The organism is Exiguobacterium sp. s16 (genome assembly GCF_018618115.1).
In the GTDB taxonomy this organism is placed as follows: Bacteria; Bacillota; Bacilli; order Exiguobacteriales; family Exiguobacteriaceae; genus Exiguobacterium; species Exiguobacterium mexicanum_A.
The window spans coordinates 497,796-521,756 of record NZ_JACSLM010000002.1; the positions used below are offsets into that span (position 1 = coordinate 497,796).

24 protein-coding genes and 1 tRNA gene are annotated in these 23,961 nt (G+C 53.5%); 12 read left to right on the plus strand and 13 right to left on the minus strand.

Going from position 1 to position 23,961, the window contains the following annotated elements; all coding sequences use genetic code 11:
* The first annotated feature begins 78 nt into the window (after positions 1-78).
* The 5 genes from KNP86_RS06050 to KNP86_RS06070 all read left to right on the plus strand — a co-directional run bounded on the left by KNP86_RS06050 (position 79) and on the right by KNP86_RS06070 (position 6,829).
* Positions 79-1,185, plus strand: coding sequence for an exonuclease SbcCD subunit D (locus tag KNP86_RS06050; RefSeq protein WP_214753219.1), 1,107 nt, complete (start codon positions 79-81; stop codon positions 1,183-1,185).
* Positions 1,182-4,193: an AAA family ATPase gene (locus KNP86_RS06055; protein WP_214753220.1), complete on the plus strand. Its 3,012-nt coding sequence runs from the start codon at positions 1,182-1,184 to the stop codon at positions 4,191-4,193. The genes KNP86_RS06050 and KNP86_RS06055 overlap by 4 nt, the downstream gene beginning before the upstream one ends.
* Before the next feature lie 5 nt (positions 4,194-4,198).
* Positions 4,199-4,981 carry an AAC(3) family N-acetyltransferase gene (locus tag KNP86_RS06060; RefSeq protein WP_034777745.1) on the plus strand — a complete coding sequence of 261 codons (783 nt, stop codon included), beginning with the start codon at positions 4,199-4,201 and terminating at the stop codon, positions 4,979-4,981.
* 40 nt (positions 4,982-5,021) lie between these two features.
* Entirely contained in the window at positions 5,022-5,909 is an 888-nt protein-coding gene (locus tag KNP86_RS06065; protein WP_052090130.1) for an alpha/beta hydrolase, read from the plus strand.
* A gap of 71 nt (positions 5,910-5,980) precedes the next feature.
* Positions 5,981-6,829, plus strand: coding sequence for a sulfite exporter TauE/SafE family protein (locus tag KNP86_RS06070; RefSeq protein ID WP_131435199.1), 849 nt, complete (start codon positions 5,981-5,983; stop codon positions 6,827-6,829).
* A gap of 135 nt (positions 6,830-6,964) precedes the next feature.
* Here the strand turns inward: KNP86_RS06070 and KNP86_RS06075 are convergent, their stop codons facing one another.
* The 7 genes from KNP86_RS06075 to KNP86_RS06105 all read right to left on the minus strand — a co-directional run bounded on the left by KNP86_RS06075 (position 6,965) and on the right by KNP86_RS06105 (position 14,020).
* Positions 6,965-7,159 carry a hypothetical protein gene (locus tag KNP86_RS06075; protein ID WP_034777742.1) on the minus strand — a complete coding sequence of 65 codons (195 nt, stop codon included), beginning with the start codon at positions 7,157-7,159 and terminating at the stop codon, positions 6,965-6,967.
* A gap of 63 nt (positions 7,160-7,222) precedes the next feature.
* The gene (locus KNP86_RS06080; RefSeq protein WP_214753222.1) at positions 7,223-7,753 is read right to left on the minus strand and encodes a biotin transporter BioY; all 531 of its coding nucleotides are present in this window, start codon (positions 7,751-7,753) and stop codon (positions 7,223-7,225) included.
* A gap of 112 nt (positions 7,754-7,865) precedes the next feature.
* On the minus strand, positions 7,866-9,248 hold the full coding sequence (gene argH, locus KNP86_RS06085; RefSeq protein ID WP_214753224.1) for an argininosuccinate lyase: 1,383 nt from the start codon (positions 9,246-9,248) through the stop codon (positions 7,866-7,868).
* The gene (locus tag KNP86_RS06090; protein WP_034777739.1) at positions 9,241-10,452 is read right to left on the minus strand and encodes an argininosuccinate synthase; all 1,212 of its coding nucleotides are present in this window, start codon (positions 10,450-10,452) and stop codon (positions 9,241-9,243) included. The genes argH and KNP86_RS06090 overlap by 8 nt, the downstream gene beginning before the upstream one ends.
* 125 nt (positions 10,453-10,577) lie before the next feature.
* Positions 10,578-11,726 carry a CapA family protein gene (locus tag KNP86_RS06095; protein WP_251130434.1) on the minus strand — a complete coding sequence of 383 codons (1,149 nt, stop codon included), beginning with the start codon at positions 11,724-11,726 and terminating at the stop codon, positions 10,578-10,580.
* A 125-nt stretch (positions 11,727-11,851) separates the two neighbouring features.
* Positions 11,852-13,339: a sodium/proline symporter PutP gene (putP, locus tag KNP86_RS06100; protein ID WP_214753226.1), complete on the minus strand. Its 1,488-nt coding sequence runs from the start codon at positions 13,337-13,339 to the stop codon at positions 11,852-11,854.
* Positions 13,340-13,462: 123 nt separating this feature from the next.
* Positions 13,463-14,020, minus strand: coding sequence for a DNA-3-methyladenine glycosylase I (locus KNP86_RS06105; protein WP_214753228.1), 558 nt, complete (start codon positions 14,018-14,020; stop codon positions 13,463-13,465).
* Positions 14,021-14,122: 102 nt separating this feature from the next.
* On the opposite strand from KNP86_RS06105, the gene KNP86_RS06110 reads away from it, so the two are divergent.
* Positions 14,123-14,752 (plus strand): DedA family protein, encoded by a 630-nt coding sequence (locus KNP86_RS06110; protein ID WP_214753230.1) that lies wholly within the window; start codon positions 14,123-14,125, stop codon positions 14,750-14,752.
* Positions 14,753-14,797: 45 nt separating this feature from the next.
* Here the strand turns inward: KNP86_RS06110 and KNP86_RS06115 are convergent, their stop codons facing one another.
* Entirely contained in the window at positions 14,798-15,976 is a 1,179-nt protein-coding gene (locus KNP86_RS06115) for a cation:proton antiporter (RefSeq protein WP_214753232.1), read from the minus strand.
* 37 nt (positions 15,977-16,013) lie between these two features.
* Positions 16,014-16,433, minus strand: a complete 420-nt coding sequence (locus KNP86_RS06120) for a GNAT family N-acetyltransferase (RefSeq protein ID WP_034777729.1) — start codon at positions 16,431-16,433, stop codon at positions 16,014-16,016.
* Between the two features lie 127 nt (positions 16,434-16,560).
* Here KNP86_RS06120 and KNP86_RS06125 point away from each other — a divergent pair, with 127 nt between their 5' ends.
* From KNP86_RS06125 to KNP86_RS06145, 5 genes are all read left to right on the plus strand, one after another.
* Positions 16,561-17,106, plus strand: a complete 546-nt coding sequence (locus tag KNP86_RS06125; RefSeq protein WP_034779918.1) for a glycerol-3-phosphate responsive antiterminator — start codon at positions 16,561-16,563, stop codon at positions 17,104-17,106.
* A gap of 52 nt (positions 17,107-17,158) precedes the next feature.
* Positions 17,159-17,863: an SDR family NAD(P)-dependent oxidoreductase gene (locus KNP86_RS06130; RefSeq protein WP_214753234.1), complete on the plus strand. Its 705-nt coding sequence runs from the start codon at positions 17,159-17,161 to the stop codon at positions 17,861-17,863.
* Between the two features lie 111 nt (positions 17,864-17,974).
* Positions 17,975-18,823 (plus strand): HD domain-containing protein, encoded by an 849-nt coding sequence (locus tag KNP86_RS06135; protein WP_353048152.1) that lies wholly within the window; start codon positions 17,975-17,977, stop codon positions 18,821-18,823.
* Between the two features lie 214 nt (positions 18,824-19,037).
* Positions 19,038-20,027: a sodium:calcium antiporter gene (locus KNP86_RS06140; protein ID WP_034777723.1), complete on the plus strand. Its 990-nt coding sequence runs from the start codon at positions 19,038-19,040 to the stop codon at positions 20,025-20,027.
* A gap of 102 nt (positions 20,028-20,129) precedes the next feature.
* On the plus strand, positions 20,130-21,188 hold the full coding sequence (locus KNP86_RS06145; RefSeq protein WP_052090129.1) for a bifunctional glycosyltransferase family 2/GtrA family protein: 1,059 nt from the start codon (positions 20,130-20,132) through the stop codon (positions 21,186-21,188).
* A 43-nt stretch (positions 21,189-21,231) separates the two neighbouring features.
* Here KNP86_RS06145 and KNP86_RS06150 read toward each other — a convergent pair whose 3' ends face one another.
* The 3 genes from KNP86_RS06150 to KNP86_RS06160 form a co-directional block, all read right to left on the minus strand.
* Positions 21,232-21,798 carry a 3'-5' exonuclease gene (locus KNP86_RS06150; protein WP_034777719.1) on the minus strand — a complete coding sequence of 189 codons (567 nt, stop codon included), beginning with the start codon at positions 21,796-21,798 and terminating at the stop codon, positions 21,232-21,234.
* A gap of 66 nt (positions 21,799-21,864) precedes the next feature.
* Positions 21,865-22,197 (minus strand): four-helix bundle copper-binding protein, encoded by a 333-nt coding sequence (locus tag KNP86_RS06155; protein ID WP_034777716.1) that lies wholly within the window; start codon positions 22,195-22,197, stop codon positions 21,865-21,867.
* Between the two features lie 115 nt (positions 22,198-22,312).
* Positions 22,313-22,385, minus strand: a tRNA-Ala gene (locus KNP86_RS06160).
* Between the two features lie 133 nt (positions 22,386-22,518).
* Between KNP86_RS06160 and KNP86_RS06165 the strand changes: the two genes are divergently transcribed.
* Positions 22,519-23,382 carry a GRP family sugar transporter gene (locus tag KNP86_RS06165; RefSeq protein WP_034777713.1) on the plus strand — a complete coding sequence of 288 codons (864 nt, stop codon included), beginning with the start codon at positions 22,519-22,521 and terminating at the stop codon, positions 23,380-23,382.
* 28 nt (positions 23,383-23,410) lie between these two features.
* Here KNP86_RS06165 and msrA read toward each other — a convergent pair whose 3' ends face one another.
* Positions 23,411-23,923, minus strand: coding sequence for a peptide-methionine (S)-S-oxide reductase MsrA (gene msrA / locus KNP86_RS06170; protein ID WP_214753236.1), 513 nt, complete (start codon positions 23,921-23,923; stop codon positions 23,411-23,413).
* Between the last annotated feature and the right edge of the window lie 38 nt (positions 23,924-23,961).

A 23,961-nucleotide genomic window follows, 5' to 3' on the forward strand; every position in this document is an offset into this window, starting at 1 on the left:
CGCTGTTTCGAAAACAAGTGTCAAGACGTCGAATCGTACACCGGAATAATGCTAGAATGGAATCAGAGGTGAAGTCGCATGAAATGGATACATACGGCCGATTGGCATTTAGGTAAAATCGTCCACGGTCGCCACATGACAGAAGAACAACAACATATATTATTTGAATCATTTTTACACATCGTCGACGAGGAGAAGCCTGATGCCATCGTCGTCGCCGGTGATTTGTATGACCGGGCCGTGCCGCCCGTCGAGGCCGTCGATCTGCTCGATGAGATGTGGCGTGCGCTCGTCCTCGAGCGGGGCATCCCCGTGCTCGCCATCGCCGGCAATCACGATTCGGCCGAGCGGCTCCAATACAGCTCCAAACTGTTGACGAAAGTCGGTCTCCATATCGTCGGGAAATATGATCCGGGAACAGGGCCGATTGTCGTGAACGACATCCCGTTTTATTTGATGCCGTTCCTCGAGCCGGCACGCATCCGTTACGCGTTCGGCGACGAGTCGATTCGGACTCACCATGACGCGCTCGCCGCAGTCGTCGATTCTTACGGGGCGATCGACGTACGAGCGGTCGCCGTCGGCCACAGTTTCGTCGCCGGCGGACTCGAGACCGACTCCGAACGGCAACTGTCCGTCGGGACGGCCGGGCAAGTCGCCAAAGGACTATACGCGCCGTTCGGCTATACGGCGCTCGGACACCTGCATAACCGTGACGCCATTCGCGACGACCGGATCGCGTACAGCGGGTCGCTCATGAAATATTCGTTCTCCGAGGCGACGCATGTGAAATCGGTCGACGTCATCGAATGGGGCGGGACGTGGACACGTCGACGTCGTCCACTTCAGGCGCGCCGTGACTTGCGCATCTTGACCGGGACGTTGAACGAGCTGCTCGACCCGTCGTTTTATCAAGACGAGGCCGTCGACGACTATTTAAAAATCGTCTTGACCGATGAACGTGCGTTATTCGACCCGATGGCGAAGTTGCGGACCGTCTATCCGAACATCTTACACCTCGAACTTGAGTTGTTGCGTCGCCAAGACCAGACGTCCCGCTTTGAACGGGAGAAGCTCGAACGGCAATCGGTCGAGGATGTATATATGGACTTCTTTAAAGCCGTCCACGGCCGCGATGCCGATGCGACGGTGCAACGCTTCTTAGAAGGGGAGGAATCGATTTGAGACCGGAACAATTGACCATTACCGCCTTCGGTCCTTACGCCGAGACAGAACAAATCGATTTTACGCAGCTTGAAGGCCGTTCGATGTTCGTCATCAGCGGCCGGACCGGTGCCGGGAAGACGACGATTTTTGACGCGATGACGTTCGCGCTGTACGGACGGGCGAGTGGGACGCTCCGAAACGCGAGTGATTTTAGAAGCCAATATGCGGACCCGGAGCGAAAGACCGAGATCGACTTTTCGTTCACGATCCGCGACGAACGGTATCGGATCGTCCGCCAACCACAACAGCCGCACCCGAAAAATAAGACGCCGATCCCGCACGAGGCGGTGCTCTACGAATGGAAAGACGCTTGGAAACCGATTGCGACGAAAGTGAACGACGTCGAACAGACGATTGAATCGTTGTTGCAACTGAGCTATGAGCAGTTCAGCCAAATCTTGTTGTTGCCGCAGAACCAGTTCCGTCAGCTCCTCGATTCCGATTCGACGAAGAAGCAACAAATTCTGCAATCGATCTTCAAGACGGAGGCGTACCGTGCCTTTCAGGAAGATTGGATCGAACGTTACGGCAAATACCGCAAACGAGTCGAATGGGCGGTCGAGACGACGCGCTTAAAACTGTTGGAACTCGAAGACGATGCCGTCGAGGACATGTCGACCCGAAACTTGCCTGAAATCGTGACGTGGCTCGACGCCCGGGAGGAGCGGCTCTTGGCGGCGAGGGACTCGCTACAGGCACAACGCCGGACTGGTGAGGAACGGCTCGAGGCGCTGCGTCGAGAAGTGAATCAGGCGACCGTGCTCGCCGAGTTGATGGAAGAGCGGGACGTGCGCGCGACCGCGCTCCAAGCATTCCGCGAAGCGGCACAGGAGCGCGAAGAACGCCAGGCGCTCATCCAACGACTTGAACAAGTGGCAAGCGTCAGCCCGCTCTATCAACGTACCGAAACGGTGCGTCACGACATCGAACGGTTGACCCGTGAACGCGATGTATCCCGTCAACGAGACGAAGGCTACACGAGACAGCTGGAAGAGTTGAAGGCAGAAGCAGAAGCCATCACGACCATGCGCCAGGAGGCAGATCAAGCCACAAGTCGCGTCAATGCGATTGACGAGATGTTGCCCTACGTCGACGAATGGCACCGGGCCACGAGACGTCGGGATGACTTGAAACGCCAGTTGGAGCCGCTCAGCCTGTTCTCAGAAGAAGCGCGTCTCAAGGAGCTCCAAGCGACTGAAGGCGAACTTGCGGCTAAGCTGGAACACGCACCGGCCCCAGACCAACTCGTCGAGGCCGAACGGCTGTATAGTCAGCTCCAACATCAGGTTCGGCTCGAGGAGAAAGTGGCAGAGGTCACGGAACGACTCGGTGCCTGTGAACGCAACGGGAAGGAAGTCCAGCGACAATTCACTGCCCAGACGAAACAAGTCGACCAATTCGTCGAGGCCGAGCATGCGCTCATGGCCGACACGCTGCGCGAGCAACTCGAAGCGGGGGAACCTTGTCCGGTCTGCGGTTCATTGACCCACGGACACGCCGAGCGAACGGGGACGTCCATCGACCAAGCCGGTCATCGCTCAGCCATCGAGACACTGAAACGGATCGAGGCCGACCTCCATGAAGCTCGGGCGGATTATCGGGCGCTCAAACGCCAGCTCGATGAGCTGATACGTGAACGTGATCTCGCTCGACTCGAATTGAAGCTCGATGGTGCGGCTGACGCTGCGATGCAACACCAAGACGCCCGCGTCCGGCAGTTGCGTCAAGAAGCCGAAGAACGACAACGGATGGAGCGTCTCTTGCGCGCGACCACGACCGAATTGAAGCAACTCGAGACGGCGAAGCGTGTGCAGGCAGATGAACGACAGAAGTTGTTCGAACAGCTCCAGACCGTCCAAGAGCAGCTTCAGTCGATGCGTCAACCGGATGGGACGACGTTAGAAATGTTGCAGACCGAGCGGAATCAGCTCGCGACGCGACTCACTCACATCGAACGAAACGTGGGGACGTATGAACGTCGGCTTGAAGAATTGAATCGATTGAAGTGGGGGGAAGCGGAGCGACTCCGTCTCCTTGGTGAACAACTCGAGTTCGAGCATGTTCGTCTTTCCGAAGCGACGGCTGAACTGGAGGCTGCTCTCGAGAAGATTGAGTTGACTGTAGTTGTGTTCAAGGAGTATCGCGCGCGCGTCGAGCAACTGCCCGAGCTGCGCGAACGCCAAGCGACCGAGCTGGAGGAAGGTGTCCGGCTCGAACACGCCGTCAAGGCGCTGAACGATAAAATCGGGGACCGTCCGCGACCAGACCTTGAACGGCTCCAGGAGAAGTTGCACGAGGAGAACCGTTCGTTCGAAGCGCTGTCCGAACAACTCGTGACGGCGGACGGGCAATTGAAACGTCATCGTCACATCGTAGCCGAATGGAACGCGCTCCGGGAGAAGACGGATGAGGATCAACGGAATCTGGAGACGGTCAAATTGATCGCCGACACCGGTCGAGGACTGAATCCGCAAAAGTTAACGTTCGAGACGTACGTGCAGACGGCGTTCTTCGATCAAATTCTCCATGCGGCCAACGTCCATCTCGATCAAATGACGAGCGGACAGTTCCAATTGGAGCGGAAAATCGAGACGGCGAGAGGAAATGCCAAGTCCGGTCTCGAACTATTAGTCTTTGACGCCTATACGGGTCAGTCACGCCGCGTCCAAAACCTGTCGGGTGGGGAAGGGTTCAAAGCATCATTGTCGCTCGCCCTTGGACTCGCCGAAGTCGTCCAGCAACTGAGTGGCGGGGTCAGCCTTGAGACGATGCTCATCGATGAGGGGTTCGGGACACTCGACGCTGAATCGCTCGACCAAGCGATCGAGCTTCTCATGTCGCTCCAATCGAGCGGGCGGCTCGTCGGGGTCATCAGTCACGTTCAGGAATTGAAGGACCGGGTCGACGCCCGGATTGAAGTCAAAAAATCAAGGAGCGGGTCGACGATCCAGCTCATCGTGGAGTGAATCCGATGAAACATATCGAAACGAAAACAAGTTTAGTTGCCCACTTACAGGGTGCCGGCGTCAAGCCGGGGGACACCCTATTCGTCCACACGTCCTTATCAAAGCTCGGATGGGTATGTGGCGGGGCTCAGACCGTCATCGAGGCGCTCCAAGATACGGTCGGTCCGGACGGGCTGATCATGATGGCGACCCAGAGCAGTGATAATTCAGACCCGGCTGAATGGGAAGCCCCACCCGTCCCAGTCGAGTGGTGGCCAACGATCCGGGAGGAAATGCCGGCGTATGACCAGGAAAAGACACCGACTCGAGGCATGGGCCGTGTCCCGGAACTGTTCCGTACGTATCCGAACGTGTTTCGGAGCGATCATCCGATGTGGTCGGTCGCTGCGTGGGGGAATGGTGCCGAGGAGATCGTGGCAGGACATACACTTGAAGTCGGTTTTGGGCCGGGTTCGCCAATCGAACGCATGATCGAGCGTAATGCAAAAATCCTACATCTCGGTTCACCGCTCGATGCGACGACGTTATGGCATTATGCCGAGTATGGAATTGACGGACCGGTGAAGTCGTTTGGGTGCGCGCTTTATGAGGACGGGGCGCGGGTGTGGAAGACATTCGACCATACGGATGTCAACAGTGACCCGTTCGGTCCAATCGGTGAAAATATCGTCCGACGTGCCGATGTGACGACGTTTCACATTGCGGAGGCGACGTGTTACGTCATTCCGTCTGAGACATGGGAACCGGTACAACATGCGTTAATCGCTTTACGGAGTTGGCTCCGATGAGTCAACTGAAAGCAAGTGGACAATGGAGAGGGGCAGTGCGATGAATCGTTGGGTTAAATATATAGGGATTGCGACCGGTGTGTTGCTTCTCATCGTGTTTCTCGCCGTCGTGGGCATCTCGGCCCACATCGGCGATCAGTTGACGTCGCCCGAACGTGAGACGTTGACGTATACGCCGAAGACGTTAGGTGTCAAATACGAGAATGTGACCATCGAAGCCGAGGATGGTCACGATTTGTACGGGTGGTGGATCCCGCACCCGACACCGCGCGCAACGATCGTGTTCGCACATGGTTATGGGAAGAACCGCGAGCAGTCCGATTTGCCGCTCAAAGAATTGATTCCGGAGTTTCATGAACAAGGATATCAGTTCCTGACGTTCGATTTTCGGGGGTCAGGCATCTCGGAAGGTGACCGTGTGACGGTCGGGGCGAAAGAACAAGCGGACCTCGCTTCCGCAATCGCCTATGCGAAAGAACGCTCGGACGGTCCGATCGTCTTATACGGGGTGTCGATGGGCGCGGCGACGGCGTTGTCTGCGGCTGATGAGACCGACGTGGCCGCTGTGATCGCCGATAGTCCGTTCAGTGACCTCCGGGGCTACCTCGAGACAAACTTGCCTGTATGGAGCGATTTACCGAACTTTCCGTTCACACCGGTCATCATGACGGTGACGCCGTGGTTCACAGGTCTCGATGCCGATGTGGTCAAGCCGATTGACGATATCGCTCAAATCGAGGCACCGGTGTTGTTGATTCATAGTGAAGGCGATGATGCCATCCCTGTGAGCGAGAGTGAACAATTGGCCGAGGCCGGGGAGGAAGTCGAACTGTGGGTGACCGAGAATGATGGGCACGTGCAGTCGCATCGCTCGTTCCAAACCGAGTATCGTCAAAAAGTATTCGGATTTTTAGAGAAGGTATTATAAACGAGGGGCGCCATAAAGCGCTCCTTTTTTGTTATGATTAATTATGAAAAGGAAAGAAAGAAGGTTTTTTCATGGATGTCACAGCATTACTATCGTTTCTACTGCTCGGAACGCTCATCGGGATTTTGAGCGGATTCTTCGGCATCGGGGGCGGGATCTTACTCACGCCGCTGCTGCTCGTCTTCGGATATGAGGCGAGTGCGGCCATCGCGCTCAGTCTGATGCTCACGCTCGGGTCGACCACGGCCGGTACGATCTCTCATCTTAAATTAAAGAACGTCAATCCGAAACATGCCCTCATGATTGGCGCCTTCGGTGTCGTCGGGACGTGGGTGGCGACGCCGCTCGTGTTCTACCTTGAGACGCTCGACGGTGCGAAGCCGGTCATCTCGCTCGCCTACATCGCGCTACTGACGTACTTTGCCGTCTCGTTCTTCCGGTCGAAGCAACATGAAGAAGGAAGTGTCGGCTCGGAGTCGGTCCCACGCCTCGGTTTTATCGGGTTGTTCGGCGGGTTCATCTCGTCACTCATGGGTGTCAGCGGCGGATTCGTATTGACACCGCTTCAAGTCAAACTGCTCAATACCGAGATGAAACGAGCCGTCGGGACGAGTATCGCCGCGGCGTTCCTCATCGTCGTCTCGGGCGTCATCAACTATGCCGTCGCCGGGGCCGATGCGAACTATTGGCATGGTCTCGCGCTCATCGCCGGGGCGATGATTGGCTCACCAATCGGGGCGAAGCAGTTGCAACGGTTCAGTTCGCAACTCGTCAAAAAAGCGCTCGGTGGCTTCTATGTCGCTGTCGCCATCAGCGTCGGACTCAACTTGCTCGGCTTCAACGACATCTCGCTCGGACTACTCGTCGTCCTCGCGCTCTCGTTCATTGTCGCGCTGTTTATCCGGCCGCGTTCGAAGTGATGATCGACCCTCGTCTACAGACGAGGGTCTTTCTTATAGGGATAGTCGGAGCATGATATATCCTACATATGAACATCACCATTGGTATAACGTGTGCTGAAGCGCATCAAAAAAACCCTGTCCGAGGACAGGGTGTTAACGTCTGGCGATATGGTCAATGTTCTCTTGAATCTCTCCGACTTTGCTCTTCGCTTCACGCAACCGTCGTTCGAACGCCTCGGTGTCGCGTTTTTCACGTTGCGGCTCGTCTTTCCCGCGACGCTGTCCTTTCGGGGAGCGATGGATATGGGTCGCTTTCATCAAGCGCTTTTTAAACGTTGAATCGCTCATCAGGACACCCCCTTCCATACTATATACGTTCCACCTCTTCTTTCCGATGAAACGTTTTAACCTTCACGAGGCGAGGGTTCTGCGCATTTGCGGGTTCGTTGAGACTTTGTAGGCGACGGCTGCAGCTAACACTGCTTTGATCAAGTCACCGAGGATGAACGGGATATTCACTTTGAGTGCATCGATGAACGTCAATCCGAACACGGCTTGGAGACCGAGACTGCCGACTACATAGACGAAGCCGAGTCCGATTAGGATGTTATAAGCGACGAGAGCGGGGAACGTACGATGTCGTTCCGATAACCAACCGATCAAAAAGGCGGCGATCGGGAAGGCGATCAAGTAACCGACCGTCGGACCGACGAACGGGGCGAGCCCGCCCGAACCACTTAAGACGGGTAGACCGATCAAGCCGAGCAATAAGTAGACGACGACGGCAAGACCGCCTTTTTTGGCGCCGAGCACGGAAGCGACCGTCATGATGCCGAGCATTTGAAGGGTGATCGGAACGGGGCCGATCGGGATGGCGATGGAGCCGATGCTCGCAAGCAAGGCGGCGCCGATGGCAACTTGTGTCAAATCATGAATTTTCAATATGTAAACCCCTTTTCTGTTAACGTTGACTAAAGTCAGGTTAACATCATTTTTTTCGTTTGACAAGCAGAAAAATGAGGACCTGGTCGCAAATTGACCAGGTCCTCATCGTTTACGCATGTGTCGGTAGGTTCTCTTTCGCTTCTGTCAGTTGAATCCGAACTGAGTCAAAGCCCGTCCCGCCGTAACTGTTGCGGCGTTTGACGGCCGTCACCGGCGAGAGTGCCTCGTACACATCCGCTTCAATCAACTCAGAGTGGGCTTGGTACGTCTCAATCGGTAATTCTGATAAATACAGACGCTGGTCGATACAATACCGGACGAGCGTGCCCGTCACTTCATGGGCCTCACGGAACGGCATCCCTTTTGCCGTCAAATAATCAGCGAGTTCGGTCGCGTTCGAGAAATCGCGCTCGGTCGCTTGCTTCATCGTCTCCGTGTGGAACGTCATGTCTTGAATCATACCGGCCATGATGCTGAGACTGCCCTGAACCGTCTTGACGGTGTCGAACATGCCTTCCTTATCTTCTTGCAGGTCCTTGTTATAGGCGAGTGGGAGTCCTTTCATAATTGTCAAAAGTCCCATCAGATTGCCGACGACGCGTCCGGACTTTCCGCGGACGAGTTCGGCCATGTCCGGGTTCTTTTTCTGTGGCATCATGCTCGATCCCGTAGAGAACACGTCAGAGATCGTGATGAACCGATACTCTTCACTGCTCCAAAGGATCAACTCCTCGCAGAACCGTGACAAGTGCATCATGAGCAGCGACGCATTCGACAAGAACTCTAAGATGAAGTCACGGTCGCTGACGGCGTCCAGACTGTTCGGATAGACTTTGGCGAAACCGAGCAACTCGGCCGAGCGATGACGATCGATCGGGAATGTCGTCCCAGCCAGGGCACCCGCTCCGAGCGGGCTCATGTCAATCCGTTTCAAGCTGTCACTGAAACGCTCTTTGTCGCGCTCGAGCATCCAGAAGTAAGCGAGCAAGTGATGGGCGAGCGAGACCGGCTGGGCCCGTTGCAAGTGTGTATAACCCGGCATGATTGACTCGACGTTTTGAGCGGCGTGGTCATAGAGTGCCGTCTGCACGGCTTCAATCCCGTCAATCGTCTCGAGGACACGGCGTTTCAAATACAGGTGCATATCCGTCGCGACTTGGTCGTTCCGGCTGCGGGCCGTGTGCATCTTTCCAGCGACCGGGCCGATTTCTTCATGCAAGAGGGCCTCGAGGTTCATATGGATGTCTTCATGGAAGACGTTGAACGTCAATTCGTCCGCTTGTGCCTTCTTGGCTAGCGTCTTCAACCCCGCGACGATTTGCGCGACTTCGTCCGCCGTCAAAATGTGCTGCTCCCCGAGCATCGTCACGTGGGCGATGCTCCCTTCAATATCTTCTAACACGAGCTGGGCGTCGAAATGAATCGAGGCCCCGAACTCGTCGACCCATTCACTGGCTGTCTGTTCGAACCGGCCACCCCATAGTTTACTCATGCACCATCGTTCCTTTCTCCGCTAGCACTTCCGCTTGAACTTTCGTCGGCAGTCCCCATAACTTGATGAAACCGACGGCGGCTTGTTGGTCGAACGTGTCGGCCGACGTGTACGTCGCGAGATGTTCGTCATAGAGCGAGATCGGCGACTTCCGTCCGTCGACGATGGCTTGTCCTTTGAACAGTTTCATCCGGACCGTACCGGTCACGGTCTGTTGCGTCTCATCGATGAAGGCGAGAAGCGCTTTCGTCAGTGGCGAGTACCAGAGACCGTTGTAGATCGTCTCCGTCAATTTCTGTTCGACGATTGGTTTGAAGTGGGCGACTTCCCGGACGAGCGTGAGCGCCTCGAGCGCCTGGTGTGCCGTGATGAGCGTCATCGCACCCGGTGCTTCGTACACTTCCCGCGATTTGATCCCGACGACCCGGTTTTCGATATGGTCGATTTTCCCGATACCGTGAGCCCCGGCGACGATATTCAACTGTTCGAGAATGGCTGTGAACGTCGCTGCTTGTCCATTGATGGCGACTGGTACGCCGGCGTTGAACTCGATTTCGACATACGTCGGTTCGTTCGGAGTGTCTTCGAGCTGTGCCGTCAATTCATAAGCGCTCGCCGGTGGAGCGGCCCATGGGTCCTCAAGGATGCCGCATTCGACGGCCCGGCCCCAAATGTTTTGGTCGATCGAGAACGGCTCTTCCTGGACGATCGGAATCGGGATACCGTGCTCGGCCGCATAGGCGATTTCTTCTTCCCGTGACCATTTCCACTCCCGGACCGGCGCGATGATTTCAAGCGACGGGTCGAGCGCATGAATCGACACCTCGAACCGGACTTGGTCATTCCCTTTCCCCGTGCACCCGTGAGCGACGGCGATGGCACCTTCGGCTTGCGCGACCTCGACTAGCTTCTTCGAGATGAGCGGCCGCGATAGGGCAGAGACGAGTGGATAGACGCCTTCATACATTGTATGTGCCTGCATCGAGTAACGGGCGAAATCGTTGACGAATTCATCGACCGCATCGATGATGACCGATTTGACGGCCCCGACTTTGAGTGCCTTCTGTTGAATGCGCTCCAGGTCTTTCCCTTCTCCCACGTTCAAACAGCAGGCGATGACGTCATATCCCTGTTCATCCAACCATTTGATTGCGACCGATGTGTCAAGTCCACCTGAATAAGCTAATACGAGTTTTTGTTTCATTTCCTTACACCCCTTATACATAATTATTCATCTGTATTTATAAATATACGACTTAGTCTAACGGATGATTTCATGTAAAGCAACCTTTTTTGGCAAAAAAAAGAATCACTTGTGAAAGTGATCCTTCATTGAACGATTTCGAGTTCTGGCATCCATTGCGACATATGTTCGCTCGTGGCATCGAACAACTCGGGTTTTGCCGTCTGTAACGGCACGACCTCGAACGGTCCGTCCGCACTAGAGCGCCGGGTGAACGTCGGATAGAACATCGGATTGGCGAGTTCGAACGTCGTCTCATCCGCTTCGACGGTCTTGACGACATCGATGCCGACGATGCCACCCGTATTACGATCGTCCCCTTGTTGGCCGGACAGGAAGTTGCCGAGCGAGTAGGCGACGAACGTTCGGTTGCCTTCAGCGCCGTCCACCCAAGCGACCGGTTGGAGGACGTGGGGGTGATGGCCGATGATGAGATCGACCCCGAGGTCAGACAGCTCTTGGACGAGTGTCTGTTGTGCCTCGTTCGGGAGTATCTCATATTCATTCCCGAAATGGAGCGAGACGACGGTGAGGTCGGCTGCTTGTTCGGCCGCTTCAATCTCAGGCTTCATTGCCTCGAGATCGATGTAGTTGACATGGTACGGTTGTTTCGGAACGACCCCGTTCGTGCCGTACGTGTAGGCGAGAAACGCGAACGAGATATCATTCTTCGTCAACGTCCGAATCTCAGCCTTGTCCGCTTCCGATAAGAACGAACCAGTATACGGCATACCGATCTCGTTCCAGTGGGCAATCGAATTCTCGATGGCCGTGACACCTCGATCGAGCGTATGGTTGTTCGCCGTCGTCACCAGGTCGATGCCAGCGTCTTGGAGCGCATCACCGACCTCATACGGACTGTTGAAGGCCGGGTAGCTCGATAAGCCGATCTCACTGCCACCAATCATGCTCTCTTGGTTGGCGATGGCAATATCGGCCTCGGTCAAAATCGGGGCGATCGGTTCGAAGGCGGCAGTGAAGTCATAGCCGTCCCCGCTCTTGGCGGCATTATATACGTTGTCGTGTAACAAGATATCGCCGATCGCATAGACGGACGTCGTCGTCACGACTGATTCTGGCTCTTCCGGAACAGGTGCCGGCTCCTCCGCCTCGGTCTCTGGTGCCGGGGTCTCCGTTTGCTCCGTAGACGTCTCGACGTCGGCGGTCGCACAGCCGAACAGAAAGAGGAGGGGCAAGGTCAATATGGCTTGTTTATACGGGATTACTCGTTTCAAGGGACGAGTCACTTCCTTTCTTATGATACAAATTGATCTATATGTACCTTTCGCTATAGACTGTCAATTTCCTTGTTAGGCGACAAAAAAAAGTGCCAGGCTATAGTAGCATGGCACTTCGATCGTTAAATCCGTTCTGTCTTCAAGATGTGTTCCATTTCCTCGAACTCGTTCGTGATCGTCGAGCTCGGTGGTGGTGTCATCAGACTGACGACATAAATGGCGAGGCTCGACAAGAAGAACGCTGGAATCATCTCATAGAGCTCACCGACGGTCCCGAACCAATCGGCGGCAAAGTTTTTCCAGACGATGACGATGAAGGCACCGGTTAGCATACCTGCGAGCGCCCCTTGTCGCGTCGTCCGTTTCCAGAACAGGCTGAACAGGATGAGTGGCCCGAACGACGAGCCGAAGCCGGCCCAGGCGTAACCGACCAAGTTCAAGATCGTATCATCCGCCCCGAACGCCAGCCAAATCGAGATGAGCGACACGAGGATGACCGTGATCCGGCCGACCATGACGAGCTCACGGTCGCCGGCGTCTCTTCGGAAGAACTTCTGATAGAAGTCGGTCGTCGCAGCACTCGACGAGACGAGGAGCTGTGACGAGATGGTCGACATGATGGCAGCGAGCAACGCCGCAAGCAAGACGCCGGTGATGAGATCGACGAATAATAAATCAGATAAATTAATAAAAATGTTTTCTGGGTTATCGATCTCAAGTCCACGCTGCGTATAATAGGCGAGTCCGAACAGCCCGGTCGCCATCGCGCCGACGACGGTGAACAGCATCCATGAGATGCCGATCCGTCGTGCCTTCTTGATGTCCTGTAACTTCTCGATGGCCATAAAACGGACGATGATGTGCGGTTGCCCGAAGTAACCGAGCCCCCAGGCGAATAGGGAGACGATGCCGATGAGCGACTGACCAGTCAGCGGATCAAGCAGCGCCTCATCGATGTCACCGATCGTCTGGAAGGCGGCGCTCACGCCGTCGGTCGCCGTGATGGCGATGGCCGGGACGAGGATGAGGGCGAACAACATGATCAACCCTTGAACGAAATCCGTCCAACTGACCGCCAAAAATCCTCCGATGAACGTATAGATGATAATGATAGAAGCCAAAATCAAGACGCCCGTCCCGAACTCAATTCCGAAGACGGCATTGAATAACCGGCCGCCGGCCACGAATCCGCTCGTGGCATAGAGGGTGAAAAAGATGAGTGTCACAGCCGCCGAGAACGATCGCAACGTGCCGCGTGAATCTTTAAAACGTTTCTCGAAAAAATCTGGAATCGTGATGGCATCCTCGGACAAATACGAGTACGTCCGCAAGCGAGGTGCGACGAGCAACCAGTTCAAGTACGCGCCGATCGTCAACCCGATGACGATCCATCCGCTCGAGAGTCCGGTCGCGAACATCGCACCCGGTAGTCCCATCAACAGCCAACCACTCATGTCGGAAGCACCTGCCGACAAAGCCGCGACGGCGGGACCGAGTCCGCGCCCTCCGAGCATATAGTCGCCGATGCTCTCCGTCCGCCGATAGGCGATGACGCCGAGTAGTACCATGAGCGCCATGTAAACGGTGATGGATATTAAAATCCCGTTCATAAAACATCCCCCTCAATCATAATGAAAACGCTTTCTTTGTTTATGGTATGCACCATGTCAAAATTTTGTCACAAAATTGAATCAAGTGCACGATTTTATTGAAGGATTGACCAAATAATCAAATTATTTAGCGAAGCAAGAGGTCAAGTGGTCATTGACGAGTCCGGTCGCCTGCAGATGGGCATAGACGGTCGTCGGCCCTAAAAATTTGAATCCACGCCGTTTCAAATCCTTGCTGATCTGATGAGACAGTTCGGTCGTGGCGGGGATGTCGTCATTGGCCGCCCATTGGTTGTTGATCACTGTATTGTCGACGAACGACCAGATGTAGGCATCGAACGTGCCGAACTCTTGTTGAATCTCGATGAAGCGCTTGGCATTATTGATTGACGCCTCGATTTTCCGGCGGTTTCGGACGATACCGGGATTGGCCAACAACCGTTCAACATCCGTTTCGTCGAACGAGGCGACCGCTTCGACGTCGAAGTTGGCGTAGGCTTCCCGGTAATGGTCGCGCTTTCGTAAAATGGTGATCCAACTGAGTCCCGCCTGGGCGCTCTCAAGGGTCAAACATTCGAAGTGCTTCTGATCGTCGTGGACGGGTTTGCCCCATTCCTCGTCATGATAACGGACGTACATGGGGTCTGTACCGCACCAAGGGCAACGTATCGGTTCGGTCATTGTCGTTTCCTCGCTTTCGTTCAAGTACTTCATTTTAGCACGTCGGGACGGTTTTTGAAGTGAGGTGACGGGTATAATAGGGGATATTGGAGGTTGAACGATATGAGAGAGTGGATGATCCAGGTCATTGAACAGTTCGGTTATTTCGGTATCGCGTTCATGATCTTTATTGAAAATGTGTTCCCGCCGATTCCATCAGAGGTCGTGCTCTTGTTCGGTGGATTCTTTGCCGTGAAAACTGATTTGAACGTCCCGCTCGTCATTTTCGCTGCGACAGCCGGTGCCATTTTAGGAGCGATTTTGTTATATGGGATCGGATTATATTTAGATGTCGAACAGATTGAGAAGTGGACGAAGAAATACGGGAAATGGATTCGGCTCGATATCGCGGACGTTCGACGGGCGGATGCTTGGTTCGACAAATATGGGGGCTGGATGGTGTTCTTTGGACGATTGATGCCCGTCGTCCGAAGCTTGATCTCGTTACCGGCCGGCATGTCGAATATGCCGTTTCTGAAGTTCTTGTTGCTCAGTACGGCCGGCACGGTCATTTGGAACACGATTCTCATTTATATCGGCATCCGGGTCGGTGAGAATTGGGAATCGATTTTACGATATTTAGATGTGTATTCGTACGCGATATATGGATTATTGGCCGTCTGTCTGATTGTCTTTTTCATCTGGCGCAAGAAACGGAAGAAAAAACAGTCGAAACAAGCATCATCATTTTGACGAACAAAGGAGGACCTTCACGCGAAGGTCCTCCTTTGTGTTCTATCATTGATCTTCTTTATTTTTTGTCTCATTGGGAAGTACTTTCTCAAGTTTTTCCTCCGTCTTGTTAGCAAGAATCTCAGAGAAGCGGAACAAGACGATGCCGACGATGGCCGAGACGAAGATATAGAGACCGACAAATAAGTTGATCGCTCCGTTTGATAGGGCGGTGAACAAAATCGAGAACTCGCCACGCGGGGCGAGTGAGAAGCCGGCCTCGTTCGCCTGCACCCGCGTCAAGCCATACATGCGACCCCCGACGCGTCCGACGATCCACTTCGACAACACACCCCAAACGATCAGGACGAAGAAGAGGGCATTGACGATGACCCCTTGATCGAGATTGATGGAGATCCCGAACGAGATGAAGAAAATCGGCAAGAACAAGTCGCGAACGGGTACCGTCAATCGTTTCAACGGCCGCACATCGTGGATGCCCGCAAGCATGATTCCGGCAATGAACGCCCCGAGAATCTCGGACAGGCCGAACACCATGCCAATCCCGGCAAAGAATAAAATCAATCCAATCAAACCGATACTCGCATCATCTTGTCGCAACAGATGTTTGACGAACCGCTGTCGGTTCAAAACGAAACGAGAGCCGATGAAGAGGAGCACTCCGAAAATTAGAAATCCGGCGAACACTTTCCCGATGTCCGTGAAAGCGATCGGTTCGTCTTGGATGATGAACGGGGCCACGGTCAAAATGAGCGGGGCGAAAATGTCTTCGAAGATGAGGAGCGCCAGTACGAACTCTTTCACATCTTCATGTTTTTCAGAATGTCGCTCGAGAAGTTTCGCCGAAATCGACGAACTCGTCGCATAGAGGACGGCACCGATCAAAAATGCTTGTGAGAAGTCGAGACCAAACAACAAAGCGATTCCAATCGTGACCCCGAAGGCGAGAAGGACATCTAGGACGCCTGCTTTCCACACTTGTTTCATTCGCTTGACGAGCTCGCTCAGCGGAAACTTTAAACCGAGTAGAAAGAATAACAGAATAATCCCGATTTCCCCGGCGATTTTGAAGACCTCATTCCCGTCCCAAAAGAAGCCGACCGCGACGCCGATGGCAATGAAGGCGAGGATACTAGGAAAGAACAACCGCTCGATAATCAAACTGAGCACCGAAATTACGGTGAGTGCCAATCCGAGGAATACGATTACATTGAATACGTCCATACGTCACCCCCTAAAAAAGGGAAGGATTGCTTCACCATCAGTTTTCACTCCATTGATATTCCATCCCGACCGATTCGGGACGAGAATAGTCAAATCCGAACTGGCGATACAGGCCGTCTGCCGGAATGTCAGCAATCAGACTAATGATGGCCGTCTCGTCTGCTTCCTGTAAAATCCAATCCATCAATCGTTCCATGATCAATTTACCAAGCCCAAGGCCTTGACACTCGGGATCGACGACGATATCGACGAGATGAAACACCATGCCGCCGTCCCCGACGACACGTCCCATCCCGACCATCGTGTCGTCTTTATATAAACAAACGCCGTATAACGTGTTAGCGAGCCCTTTCACCGTGCCTGAGTCGGAACGTTTCGGCATGCCTGCTTTGACGCGAAGGCGTTGATGCTCCTCCGGTGTCGGTGTCTCAATCCGTACATCTACTTCATTCACCATGTCACTACTCCCTCTCTGCGCATAAGTTAAAATTATTTTCCCGCTATATTGAATCGGTAAACCTTGATTTCCGGATGACGTTGTACAGATAATGAGAGAAACTGGAATGGAGAAAGGTTGTGTGGGAATGATTGAAGGTCAAACGATTTTGCCTGCTCTCCGAGACATGAAAGACCTCGAGACATTTGTGAGAGGGCCATTCAAAGTTGGCGTCTTGCTTGAAGTACATGTGGCCCGGCTTGATGCCGTGTTTCAGTTACTAGCGGCCCATGACAAGCAAGTGTTCGTCCATCTCGATTTGATTCAAGGTCTGAAGGCGGATGAATATGCGACCGAATATGTGTGTCAGACGTTTCGACCGTATGGAATCATCTCGACGAAAGGCAGTGTCATTTTAAAAGCGAAACAAAAGCAAGTTAAAACGGTGCAGCGTCTGTTTTTAATCGATTCGAGTTCGCTCGAGAAGAGTTATCGCCTCATCAACCGCACTCAACCGGATTATATTGAGGTATTACCAGGTCTCGTCCCGAAATATATCCGGTGCGTGAAAGCAGCGACAAATATTCCAGTCTTCGCCGGCGGCTTGATCTCGTCGTCTGAAGAAATCGAGGCCGCCCTTGAGGCAGGTGCGACCGTCGTGACGACGTCTGACCAAACACTTTGGTCGAACTGATAGGACTCATTTTCATGCAATCAGGGTATTCTACTGTCCAGGAGGGATGACAATGAAACAGACGATGATTATAACCGGTGTCAGCCAAGGAATCGGGCGGGAACTGGCCCGCCATTTTAGCACGACATATCGTGTTGTCGGACTCGATATCGGGCAAGACCCACAACTTGAAGGAGTGACGTTCCATCAGATGGATTTGGGGGATCATGAGGATGTGAACAGCGTATTCAAAGTAATTCATCAAGAAGTCGGCACCGCCCATGTGCTTATCAATAACGGTGGCGTATCCTCACTCGTCAAACCGATGACCGAACTCGACGTCGAGACGTTCAAACGCGTGATCGATGTTAACCTCGTCGGGACGTTCGCTTGCTCGAAAGCTTTCTTGACGTTGAACGAAGGGGCTGCTTTCGGCCGCATCATCAACGTGGCCTCGACCCGCGCGCTTCAGAACGAGGCTGATTGGGAAGCATACGGCGCCTCAAAAGGCGGGATCGTTTCGTTGACTCAGTCGATGGCGGTCTCTTTGGCTGAACGACCAATCACGGTGAATGCGGTCAGTCCCGGATGGATCCATACCTCGGATGAAGCCCTTCGTGATATCGATCACGCGCAGCATCCGTCAGGACGTGTCGGGACGCCGGAGGATATCGTCCGTGCCGTCTCTTATTTGATTGACGAGAAAAACGATTTCGTCAACGGGCATAATTTGATTGTCGACGGGGGCATGACGAAAAAGATGATTTACGAAGCTTGAATCAAGAAACTGGGACCATTACCCTATCTTTCAACAACCGATATGCGTGTAAAGACCTAGTGACGGGTATAGGATGGGGAGTACATTGAAACTAGCGAAGGAGGAAGCGTCGTGCATCAAATCATCGAGGAGGCACTCCGTTTCGCGGCCGTCCGTCACGACGGACAGTTTCGAAAAGGAACGAATATTCCTTACTTGACCCATCCTGTGGCCGTCTCCATGTTGCTCGTCGAAGATCGGCAACCCGTCCCGGTCGTCGTGGCGGGTCTGCTCCACGACTTGCTCGAAGATACGTTGACGACACCTGATGAACTGAGTGAACGATTTGGACATGAAGTGACACGTCTAGTCAAGGCTGTGTCCGAGCCGGGGAAACATCAGTCGTGGGAAGAACGCAAACGGATGACGATTCAGCATGTGCGGACGATGCAGTATGATGAAGTCGCACTCTTGGCCGCGGACAAGCTACATAATCTGCGTTCGATTCGTCTCGACGTCGAGTCTGCCGGCAAACAAGTATGGGACCGTTTCAATCGGCCGCTCCGCGACCAATCCTGGTATTATCATGAACTGCTCCATGCGTTGACGCCGTTCGCGCAGACGACGACGCTGATCGAAGCGTTCGAGACGGAAATGAACTTGTTATTTTATGGAGTCGAAGAAGGGCGGACCGAGAAGTTAGAGAAGTTGTTCGGTGTCATCAAACATGGGTTCCGTGAAGAGGAGTGGCTTCAAGAGACGACGACACTTTGTCAGACCGCTTTTGAGCTGAACGAGACGATGCGCGAAGGTTATCGTCACGGGACCGAGGTCAATCAACCCGAGCTCGACGCCTTGTCGGCTCAATTGAAAGAAGCAGGACTGTGGGAACGCTTGTCGCTCCCGGCACTCCAAGCGATCGATGAATTATCGTATCGAATGGCACTGCAGTCGGACGAGATCGTCGCGTGGCTTGAGTGAAATGATTGTCAAGTGACCTTAAACGTGATATATTCATCGTGAACATAAGAAGGGGAGTAGCGACCACGAATGTGGTCGATGGATCGTCACTACGGTGCAACGCACTCGGTCCATCGAGCTTCTGATCCAAGTCCGCGAGACCTTTTTATGGATGCTTCTTCGGCGTCCATAAAAAGGTCTTTTTTGATTTTTTGAAAAAGGGGAGACACAGAAAATGGTATTTATTTACTTCATCTTGGCCGCAGCACTCACCGTGTATGCTGCCATCAAATTATCGACGTATGCCGACGTCATCAGCGAGAAGTCGACGATGAGCGGCATGCTCGTCGGGACCGTGTTGCTTGCCGGAGCGACATCGCTTCCGGAAGTGACGACGAGCGTATCGGCCGTCATGATCAATAACCCGGACATCGCCATCGGGAACATGCTCGGCTCGAACTTGTTCAACATCTTTATCTTGGCGATGTTTGACTTGTATTATCGTCAGAAGCGTCTATTTAACGAAGCAAGTCGGGATCACCTCTACACGGCGAGTCTCGGTTTGATGTTGACGCTCGTGACGATGCTCGCACTCGTCATCCGCATCGACTTCACGATTCTCGGGATCGGGATCGATGCCTTATTGATTGCAGGGTTGTACGCGGTTGGGATTTACTATATCGGACAACGTCCAAAAGAACCTACGACAGAACGGGAAGTCGAGCAAGAAGTCGGTGTCAGCGTCACCGACTCAATTCCGATCAAGCGCGCGGTCATCGGCTTCATCATCGCCGCACTCGTCATCATGGCGGCCGGAACGGCGCTTTCAGTGTTAGGTGACCAAATCGCCGTCGTGACCGGACTCGGTTCGAGCTTTGTCGGCAGTTTCTTGATCGCGGCCTCGACGTCGCTCCCAGAAGCGGTCGCCGTCTTCGTCGCCTTGAAGCTTGGTAACGTCAACTTGGCGTTCGGTTCGATTTTGGGGAGTAACATCTTCAATATGCTCATCATCGCGATGTCGGATGTCTTCTACCGAGGCGGTTCGATTTTGGCGGATGTGTCCACGTCACACTTGGTGACGGCGATCGGGATCACGATCTTGTCGGTCTTGGTCATGTACAGTGTCCTTCGAAAAGATGTCACGTCGAAGTTCCGCTACGTCTTGCCGTCCGTTCTCGTCGTCCTCGTCTATTTCGCGTCGTCTTACTTCATCTTCATCGGTTGATCGACCACACGGTGTCCTCGGACATCGTGTTTTTTGTTTGAGGCGGTTCGAGGAATCACTTTTCACTCACTTGGGTATAGAAGGAGGGAAGGAGGGGTGGCGATGCAAATGCATTCCGTGGAACGTCTTGATGATTACGTCATATTAATCCCAGCATATAATCCCGATCAAGCGCTCGTCACACTGGTCCGGGAGTTGAAAGAAGAAGGGTTCGTCCATCTGTTCGTCGTGAACGATGGGAGTGCCGAGACGTCCCGTCCGATTTTTGACGAGGTCGGAAAATGGGTCACGGTGCTCGAGCATACCCGGAATCAAGGGAAGGGTGCGGCGTTGAAAACCGGGATTCGACATGTCGTTCAGCATTTCCCTAGAACGAACGGGGTCATCACGGTCGATGCGGATGGGCAACATCTGCCGGCCGACGTCTTGAAGCTGTATGAAGAAGGCATACGTTGGCCTCATCATTTGATTATGGGCTGCCGCGACTTTTCAGGGTCCGATATCCCGTTCCGGAGCCGATTCGGAAATCAGATGACGCGCGGCGTCATGTTGCTCGGCAGCGGTCTTCGTCTGAAGGACACCCAAACCGGCCTCCGGGCGATTCCGCTGCGGTATGCAGAACAATTGCTTGATGTGCCGGGGAACCGTTATGAGTTCGAGATGAACATGTTGACGTTCACGAAACGATTGCAAGTCCCGATTCATCAGACACCAATTCAAACCGTCTATGTGGCAGAAAACGCCTCGTCCCATTTCCGGCCGGTGATCGACTCGATTCTTATCTATCGCATGTTTTTGGCCTATTCATTATCATCGGTCGCATCATTTCTGTTAGACATCGGGTTCTATGCCTTGTTCGTCTATTTGTTGAATCCGTGGTTCGAGACGACGCACGTCTTGATTGCGACGGTCGTGGCCCGTATCCTGTCATCGCTGTTCAATTATTTCGTCAATCGGAAAATTGTGTTCCATTCGAAGGCGAAGCGGGCGATGCCGAAATACTTCGGTCTAGTCGGATTGCAGATGGCGCTGTCGGCCGGTCTCGTCTATGCGCTGTTCTATGTCATCCGCGACGGTGAGGTGTGGATCAAAGTGTTCGTCGACAGCTTCTTGTTCGTCGTCAGTTATTATGTCCAGAAAAAATGGATCTTTAAACGCTAACAGGCCAAGACGTGTGTCTTGGCCTGTCTGGCATGCATATCGTTCAATAAGCGAGTTTTCCGAGCTTGACCGATGTGTACCGGTGCAGTTCACGCGGATCATGGATCCCGGTCTTCTGCATCATGTCGCGCATGAGCAGGGCACAGACGCGAGCATCTTCAGCCGCATCGTGATGCATGAACGGGACGTTCAAATATTCCGCCATCGTGTTCAGCTTGTGATTCGGCAGACCTGGATACAGTTTTCTCGACAACTTGACGGTACAGCCGTACTCGATCGTCGGAAACGTATATAAATCGTATTTGGCGATCGCTTTCTTGAACGCGCCCATATCGAACGATGCGTTGTGTGCCATGACGAGGTCGACATCCCGCAGCGTCGGATAGAGCTGTTCGAGCACCTCGGGTAACGCTGGGGCGTCCCAGACATCGCTCGGCCGGATGCCATGGACCCGGATATTGCCGGCATCGAAGTCTTCCTCCGGATTGACGAGCAGTTGGTTCGTTTCGATGATTTCACCGTCGACAAGCAGGCTCCAGCCGACAGAGCAGATGCTGCGACTATCGCGGTTCGCCGTCTCGACGTCGATGGCAAGAATTGAATGTGGCATAATTAATCCCTTTCTCGTAAAAACAAGTATAAAAAAAGTCTAACATATCGTTAGACTAAAAAGCGATTATGCGGCCACGAGGTTGCGGCATGCTTCGGCACAGCGGAGACATGCTTCGGCACAGCGTTGGCAATGGTCGTGCAAGTGGCGGCCACATTCGACGGCGCACGTGTCACACACCTGGGCGCAGAGTGCACCAATCGGTTTGGTGAAAGCCGAATCGGTCTCGAGCGCGTTCAAGGCGAGTGCACACACTTCCGAACATTCTTTCGTCAGCCGGATACACTCGGCGACCATCAACAAATCTTCTTCTTGTAAGCATTTTGAGAAACAATGATTGCTTGCCCGCATACAGTCGATGACGGCTAAAATGGTCTCTTCGACAGAGGCTCGGTCCATGATAAGTCCCCCTTTAGAATAATGATGTCTTACAATCATTACCCGCTAGCGGATGAGTTAAACCGAGCGGCGACGCAAAAAAAGTCACCCCTCAAATGAGTGGTGACTTCAATAATGGAGCATAGCGGGCTCGAACCGCTGACCTCCACGCTGCCAGCGTGGCGCTCTCCCAGCTGAGCTAATGCCCCGTTCGAAAATTATTATATCATCCTAGTAAAACATTTGGCAATGGCTATTTTTAATTTTTTTGAACAAAGTTTAATCAGCACTGAACGTGGGAAAATCACAAATGATGTTATATTACGAAAGCAGGTGTCATGTATGGAAATGATTTTACTCGCACTCTTACCTGCCTTGATGTGGGGGAGCATCCCGCTCATCGTCTCAAAGGTCGGCGGGAAGCCGATTCAACAGTTGATCGGGACGACAATCGGGGCGATGGTGATGGCGGTCATTATCGCACTCGTGTTCAATCCCGGGTTCACGACGCTCGCAATCGTGACCGGATTCATCTCCGGCGCGTTTTGGGCACTCGGACAATATTTACAGTTCCAATCGTTTCAAATTTTAAGTGTCTCGAAGGCGATGCCGATCAGCACCGGCATGCAGCTTCTCGGTACATCGTTGTTCGGTGTCATCGTCCTCGGAGACTGGAAAACGACGACCGAACTATGGCTCGGATTTTCGGCGCTCGTTCTCATCGTGATTGGGGCTGCGTTGACGTCGTATCAGCAGAACAAAGACGGCGACAGCAGCGGCGCCTTGAAGAAAGGCTTGCTCGTTCTGCTCGTGTCGAGTATCGGTTACGTGACGTACGCCGTCCTGACGAACTATTTCGAGGTCGACGGGATCACGGCGATCTTGCCACAGTCGGTCGGGATGTTCGTCGCGGCGCTGTTGTTCAGCCTGCGTGAGAAAGATGTGAAGAAGTTCGATCCGAAGACGTTCAAAAACATCTTGGCCGGGATCGCCTGGGGGATCGGGAACTTCGGGCTGTTCGTGTCGAGCGGTGAAGTCGGAATCGCGACGTCATTCGCCTTGTCGCAATTGAACGTCGTCGTGGCGACGCTCGGCGGGATCTATCTATTAAAAGAAGAGAAGACGACGAAAGAACGTGTCTTCGTCTTTATGGGTATCGGCCTCATCGTCGTGGCCGGATTCATGCTCGGAATCGCCAAAAGCTAAAAGACGGGTCAGACGACCCGTCTTTCGCTTACCAGGCTTGTTCGATGAATGCGTCACGCCCAGATTTTTTCCGGTCCTCTTTATAGTGGGCCGGATTTTTTTTATGGAAGTCTTGATGGTACTCCTCGGCCGGATAGAACGTGTCGGCCGGTAAAATCTTCGTGACGATCGGCTGTTGGAAACGTCCACTCGCCGCGAGCGCGTCGCGACTCTGCTCTGCTTTCACACGTTGTTCTTCCGTATGATGGAAGATGGCCGGCGCATATTGACTGCCTCGGTCTTGGAATTGACCGCCGTCATCGGTCGGATCGGTCTGAATCCAATACAGTTCGAGCAGTCGCTCATAAGCGAACAGCGTCGGGTCGAACGTGATCTCGACGACCTCATAGTGTCCTGTCGTCCCTGTCTTCACTTGTTCATACGTCGGATCGTCGACGTGACCTCCCGTATAACCTGATACGATCGACTCGATGCCGGGCTGTTCCTCGAACGGTGTCACCATGCACCAAAAGCAGCCGCCTGCGAATGTTGCTTTTTCCATTAATAAGTCCCCCTCATGTTCATTCCCAAAAAAAGCGC